We start from the raw sequence: 7304 nt of genomic DNA on the forward strand, positions 1-7304 counted from the left end.
TCGCCACCCATCGACGCGGCACCCGGATACATCCCCAGCGTGATCAACACGTCCCGGAAATTGAGCCCCGCCGCCCGCACCGCGATCCGCACCCGGCCGGCCGACAGCGGCACCTGCGCCTCCGGCGCCGGCACGAGCGCCAGGTCCTCCAGCGTCCCGCGCGGTACGCCGTCCAACCGCCAGGGGCCGGACGGCGGTACCAACGTCCCACCACGATCCGCCCGGGCCAGCCTCGGTGCGAGCACGGCGCCCGCGCGTACGGCAACCTGGGTCTCACCCGCGGCCAGGGCGATGCGGGCCACCTCGACCGGGTCCACCGTGTCGGCGTCGTGGTTCGGGTCGAGATCGACCAGCAGGAACCGGTCGGGGTGCTCGCTCTGCGCCGATCGCATCAATCCCCAGAGGGGGGCACGGGCGAGGTCGGTGACCGAATCGCCGGGAGCCGCCGCCACCGCGCCACGCGTCACCACCACACGGCGCGACGCAGCCGCTTCGTCGGTCGTCGGCTGGGTCAGCCATGCCTGCACGGCCGCGAGCAGGTCGACGGCAGCCGCTTCGGCGGCCCGCCCGAGGTCCGCGGCGGCCGGCGGAACGGATGTGCAGTCGAGGACGGTCGGGTCCGGTTCCGGTCCGGAACCCGGGAGTTCGGGCGATTCGGCGGTGTCCGGCCCGGCCGGGCGGCCGACCGGGGTCCACACCACCGGGTACAGGGAGTCCACCGACGTGGCGGCGGCACCCAGTCGTGCCGGGTCGGCGGAGCGCAGTTCGAGCGACTCGGCCGAGAACACCGGCCGCCCGGTGCCGTCGGCGGCCCAAACCGCGATCCGGTCGGTATCCCCGTCGACCGCGGCCAGGCGCACCCGGAGCGCGGACGCCCCGGCCGCGTGCAGCCGCAGGCCGTTCCATTCGAAGGGCAGCCGCATCGCCTGCTCCCGACCGGGGCCGGCCGGGTCCGGATCATCCGCGATCAGCGCATGCAGCGCGGCGTCGAGCAGAGCGGGATGAATGCCGAACCGACCCGCGTCGTCGGCGTGTTCGGCAGGCGCCTCGACCTCGGCGAACAGCGTGCCGTCCGGGTCCCGGTACAGCGCACGCAGCCCCTGGAAGGCGGGCCCGTAGCCGTAACCGGCCTCGGCGGCCTGCGGGTAGAAGTCGTCGATGTCGATCGCCCGGGCCCCGACCGGCGGCCAGGCGGCGAGGTCGAACACCGCTTCGGCGGCGTCCTCGGCCAGGAATCCCGCGGCGTGGCAGGTCCATTCGCCGTCCTCGCCCACCGCTTCGTCCCGGGAGTACACGCCCACCGCCCGACGCCCGTCGGCAGCGGGCGGTTCCACCTGCACCTGGAGGGCGTACGCACCGTGGGCGGACAACACGAGCGGTGCTCGGAGCGTCAGTTCGTCGACGCGTCCGCAGCCGACCCGATCGCCCGCCTGCATGACCAGCTCCGCGAAGGCGGTGCCGGGCAACAACACCGTTCCGGCGACCGCGTGATCGCCCAACCAGGGCTGGGCCTGGAGCGAGATCCGGCCGGTCAACATGACCGCATCGGCGCCGGCGAGCCGCACGGTGGCCGCCAGCAACGGGTGTCCGGCCGGAATCAGCCCGAGCCCGGCGGCATCGGCGGGGCCACTCGCGGTCGTGTCGAGCCAGTAGCGCCGGCGCCGGAAGGCGTAGGTGGGCAGGTCGACATGCCCGCGCGCGGCGGGGGTGAGCAGCGCGGCCCGATCGGTCGGGCAACCGCGTACGTGGGCGAACGCGACCGCGGCGAGCAGCGCCTCGATCTCCGCGTGGCCTCGGCGCAGCGCGGAGCGAATGCCGATGTCGCGGGTGGCGCCCGCCTCCGGGTCGGTCGGCGCGGCGGCGCAGTCGTGGACCATGGCGGTCAGTACCGCATCGGGGCCCAGTTCCAGGAAGGTTCCGGTGCCGGCCGCGCGCAGGTGTGCCACGCCGTCGGCGAAGCGCACCGCACCGCGGACCTGCCGAACCCAGTAGTCCGGGTCGGTCAACTCCTCGGCGCTCGCGTGCCGTCCGGTCAGGTTGGAGACGATCGGCAGCGTCGGCTCGGCGAAGGAGACGCCGGCCAGAACGTCGCGGAACTCGGCGAGCATGCCGTCCATCCGCAACGAATGGAACGCATGACTGACGGTGAGACGCCGCGTCTTGCGCCCCCGCGCCGCGAAGACGGCCGCCACCGCCAACACCGGCTCCTCATCGCCGGAAAGCACCACGGACGTCGGCCCGTTCACCGCGGCCACACCCACCGCGGCCGACCCGTCCAGCGCCGCCCGCACCTCGTCCTCGGACGCCTGCACCGCCACCATCGCCCCACCGGCCGGCAACGCCTGCATCAACCGCCCACGCGCCGCCACCACCGCCGCCGCGTCCTCCAGCGACCACACCCCCGCCACATGCGCGGCGGCCAGTTCGCCGATCGAGTGCCCGAGCAGGAACCCCGGCCGCACACCGAACGATTCGATCAACCGGAAAAGCGCCACCTCGACCGCGAACAACCCGGCCTGGGTGAACACCGTCTCGTCCAACAAACCCTCGGTACCCGCCACCCCGAACACCACATCCCGCACCGAATGCGCGACATGACCCGTCAGTTGCCGGTCCAGCTCGAACACCACCGCGTCGAACGCCTCCGCGAACACCGGAAACGCCCCATACAGCTCCGACCCCATCCCGACCCGCTGGCACCCCTGCCCACTGAACAGGAAGGCGAGATCTCCCGTTCCGAGGATCGAGCCGCGTACGACACCTGCCGTGGCCTCACCCGCCGCGAGCGCGTCGAGGCCGGCCAACAGGTCGGCACGGGTGGAACCGATCACCGCGGCCCGCTCGTCGAGGGCCGCGCGCGAGACGGCGAGCGCCGAGGCAACGGCGGCGAGATCGAGTTCGGGGTGGTCCCGCAGGTGCGTGGACAGGGCAACGGCCTGGGCTTCGAGCGCGTCGTCGGACTTCGCCGACAGCAGCCAGGTAAGTACGCGTTCATCGGCCGGCGTTGGCTCTTCGGTCGCCGGGAACACCGGCTCGGGGCCCTGTTCCAGCACGACATGCGCGTTGGTGCCGCTGGCGCCGAACGACGAGACGCCCGCTCGGCGGGGACGACCCGTCTCGGGCCACGTGCGCGCCTCGGTGAGCAGTTCGACCGCGCCCGCCGACCAATCCACGTGCGGGGACGGCTCGGCGCTGTGCAGGGTCCGCGGCAACACGCCCTCGCGCATCGCCATCACCATCTTGATCACGCCGCCGACACCGGCCGCGGCCTGGGCGTGACCGATGTTCGACTTCAACGACCCGAGGTAGAAGGGCCGTTCCGCGTCGCGATCCCGACCGTAGGTCGCGATCAGCGCCTGCGCCTCGATCGGGTCGCCCAGCGTCGTGCCCGTCCCGTGCGCCTCGACCGCGTCGACCTCGGCGGCCGACAGGCCGGAACTCGCCAGCGCCTGGCGGATTACCCGCTGCTGCGAGGGACCGTTCGGCGCGGTCAGACCGTTGCTCGCACCGTCCTGGTTCACTGCGGTGCCCCGCACCACGGCCAGGATGTGATGGCCGTTGCGCTGCGCGTCCGACAGTCGTTCCACCAGCAACACGCCGACGCCCTCGGACCAGCCGGTCCCGTCCGCGTCGGCGGAGAAGGCTTTGCAGCGCCCGTCGGGCGACAACCCGCGCTGGCGGCTGAACTCGACGAAGACCTCGGGCGTCGACATCACCGTGACACCGCCGGCCAGCGCCATCGAGCATTCGCCGCTACGCAATGCCTGAACGGCCAGGTGCAGGGCCACCAGCGACGACGAGCAGGCCGTGTCCACGGTCACCGCGGGTCCCTCGAACCCGAAGGTGTAGGACAGCCGGCCCGAGGCGGCGCTGCCGGTGTTGCCCATCAGCAGGTAGCCGTCCACCCCTTCGGGCACCTTCTGCATGCCCGACGCGTAGTCGTGGTACATCACCCCGACGAACACGCCCGTCCGACTGCCGCGCAGCGTGGTCGGATCGATTCCGGCCCGCTCCAGCACCTGCCAGGAGGTCTCCAGGAGAAGCCGCTGCTGCGGGTCCATCGCCAACGCCTCGCGCGGCGAGACCTCGAAGAATCCGGCGTCGAACTCCCCCGCTTCGTGCAGGAATCCGCCCTCGCGGGCATAGCTCTTCCCGGAGACCGAGGGGTCCGGGTCGTACAGACCCTCCAGGTCCCAGCCCCGGTTCGTCGGGAACGGCGAGACCGCGTCCCGACCCTCGGCGACCAGGCGCCACAGGTCCTCCGGCGACTCCACCCCACCGGGATAGCGGCAGGCCATGCCGACGATCGCGATCGGTTCGTCGTCCACGACCGCACCGACCACCGCGGCGGGGGGCGCCTCCCGAGCGCCGAAGAGGGTCTGCCGGATGGTGCGCAACAGCGCGGTCGGCGTCGGGTGGTCGAAGACCAGCGTGGCCGACAACCGCAGACCGGTCGCGGTATTCAGCCGATTGCGCAGGTCGAGTCCGGTGAGCGAGTCGAAGCCGAGGGACTTGAAGGTGCCGGCGAAGTCGACGTCGGCGCCCGTGGGCAGGCCGAGTACGGCCGCCACCTGTTCGCGAACCAGCTCCTGTAGGGCCCGTTCCCGCTCGGCGTCCGGCAACGCGCCGAGCCGTAGTGCGAGCGCGGATCCCGCCGGGGCCTCGGCCGCGCCGTCGGCGGTGGGGCGGGCCGGCGCGGGGGCGAAACCGCGCAACATTCCCGCCGACGTGCCGTTCCCGGCGCGGGCGCGGAGTGCGGGCAGGTCCAGCGCGACGGGGACCAGCAGGGCCTCGTCGCTGCCGAGGGCGGCGTCGAACAGGCGGAGACCTTGTTCGGTGGCGAGCGGCCCGACGCCGAGCCGGCTCATCCGCTGTCGGTCGGCGCCACTCATCGCGCCCGTCATCCCGCCGGCCTCGGCCCACAGGCCCCAGGCCATCGAGGTGGCGGGGAGCCCGTCGGCCCGGCGGGCGTGCGCGAGGGCGTCGAGATACGTGTTCGCCGCCGCGTAGTTCGCCTGGCCCGGGCCGCCCAGGATCCCCGAGACCGAGGAGAAGAGCACGAAGGCGGCGAGGTCGAGATCGCGCGTCGCCTCGTGCAGGTTGACCGCACCGTCCACCTTGGACCGCAACACGGTGTGCAACCGCTCGTCGGTCAACGCCTCGACCAGGCCGTCGTCCAGGAGCCCGGCGGCGTGCACCACTCCGGTCAACGGGCCCCGGATCCGGCCCAACACGCCACGCAACGCCTCCCGATCGGCCGCGTCACCCGCCTCCACCACCACCGACGCACCCAGCGTCGCCAGCTCCGCCACCAACTCGTGCACTCCGGGGGCCTGTTCGCCACGACGACTGAGCAACACCAGGCTGCGCACCCCGTGCCGGGAGACCAGGCGCCGGGAGATCAATCCGCCCAACAGGCCGGTACCACCGGTGATCAGGACCGTGCCCGCATCGAGGGAGGTCTTCGCTTCGCCGGACGCAGAGGCAGAGGCAGAAGCGGACCCGGACCCGGACGCGGAGGTGGATCCGGACGCCGACACGGGCGAGTCGACGGCGTGCCGAACCAGTCGCGGCACCAACACGGCGCCGCCGCGGATCGCCATCTCCCGTTCGCCGTGGGCCAGTGCGTCCGGCAGGAGGGCCTGCCAGTCGTCCTCGCCGTCGACCGGGTCGACGTCCACCAATACGAAACGATCGGGATGCTCCGTGGCCGCCGACCGCACCAGGCCCCACACCGGCGAGGCCGCGAGGCCGGGCAGCGCGGACGGCTGCGGGCCGGCGGCGACACCCACCGCGCCCCGGGTCACCACGAGCAGTCGCGACTCGGCGAACCGTGCGTCACCCAGCCACTCGCGCACCACCGACAACGCCCCGGCCGCCGCCCGATGGGCCGCGGCGGCGTGGTCGTCACCCGGCTCCGACGCCACCAGGCAGGGCAGTACGACCACCTCGGGTACGCCGCCCGCGACCAGCGCCGACAGGTCGGGGGTGTCGGCGTCGAGCACCGCGATGCCACCGGCGAAGGCGGCGCCGGCCGATCCCGGCATCCACTCGACGCGGCACAGGTCGTCCGTCGCGACCGGTCGTGCCGCCGCGAGCGACTCGGCGGCGATCGGGCGCAGGGTCAGCGCCTCGATCGCGGCCACCGGGCCGCCCTTCGGATCGGCCAGCGTCACCCGGACGGCATCCGAGCCGACGGGTGACAGCCGTACCCGCAACCGGGAGGCGGCGCCCGCGAAGAGGGTCAGCCCCTTGAAGACGAACGGCAGTCGCACCCGGTCCGCCGCACCGTCGTCGCCCCGGGAAAGCGCGGCATGCAGTGCCGCGTCGAGCAGCGCCGGGTGCAGCCCGAAGCGGGCCGCACTCTGCGCCGGCTCCTCGGGCAGCGCCACCTCGGCGTACACGTCCTCCCCCACCCGCCAGGCGGCCCGCAGGCCCTGGAAGACGGGTCCGTACGCATAGCCCTTCGGCACAAGGTCGGCGTAGAAGTCGTCGAGCCGCACCGGCTCCGCGCCGCTGGGCGGCCAGGTGCCGGAGGCGAAGGAGGTGTCGGACGCATCGGACGCCGATCCGCGTTCGGACAGTGCGCCGACGGCATGTCGGATCCACTCCGGCCCCGCCGATTCGGCCGCGCCGCGCGAGAACACGCTCACCGGCCGGGTTCCGTCGTGCTCGGCCGCGCCGACCACGACCTGGATCTGCACCGCTTCGCGCTCCGGGATCACCAACGGCGCTTCCAGGGCGAGTTCGTCGATCCGACCGCAGCCGACCTCGTCGCCTGCCCGGACCACCAGTTCGACGAAGGCCGCGCCGGGCAGCAGGGCCGTGCCGGCGACCAGGTGATCCCCGAGCCAGGCGTGCGAGGACAACGACAGCCGGCCGGTCAGCACGACCCCATGCCCGCCACCGAGTCGCACCGCGGCGCCGAGCAACGGATGGTCCGCCTGCGCCTGGCCGAGACCACGCGCGTCGCCGGTGGACTCGATACGTTCCAGCCAGTACCGCCGGCGGCGGAAGGCGTAGGTCGGCAGCTCGACGGTCACCGTGCCGCGGCCGGGAAGCTGCCCGCCCAGCAGCGGGGACCAGTCCACGGCGACGCCGTCGACGTACGCCTGCGCCACCGCGGCGGTGAAGCGAACCAGGTCACCCTCGCCCCGACGCAGCGTGCCCAGGACGACCGCTTCGGCCTCGGCCGACTCGACCGTGCCTTCGATCGGGGTGGTGAGCACCGGGTGTGCGCTGGCCTCGACGAAGGTGTCGAAGCCCTGCGCGAGCAGCAGCCGCACCGTCTCCTCGAACCGCAC

Annotated in this window: 1 protein-coding gene; it reads right to left on the bottom strand. The window is 73.2% G+C overall.

Translation table 11 applies throughout. The annotated features are described in order from the left end of the window. Window positions 1–7304: SDR family NAD(P)-dependent oxidoreductase (locus ABZ374_RS47635; protein ID WP_360324849.1), on the bottom strand; the 7304-nt coding region annotated here is incomplete at both ends.

Source organism: Embleya sp. NPDC005971, assembly GCF_040629175.1.
In the GTDB taxonomy this organism is placed as follows: Bacteria; Actinomycetota; Actinomycetes; order Streptomycetales; family Streptomycetaceae; genus Embleya.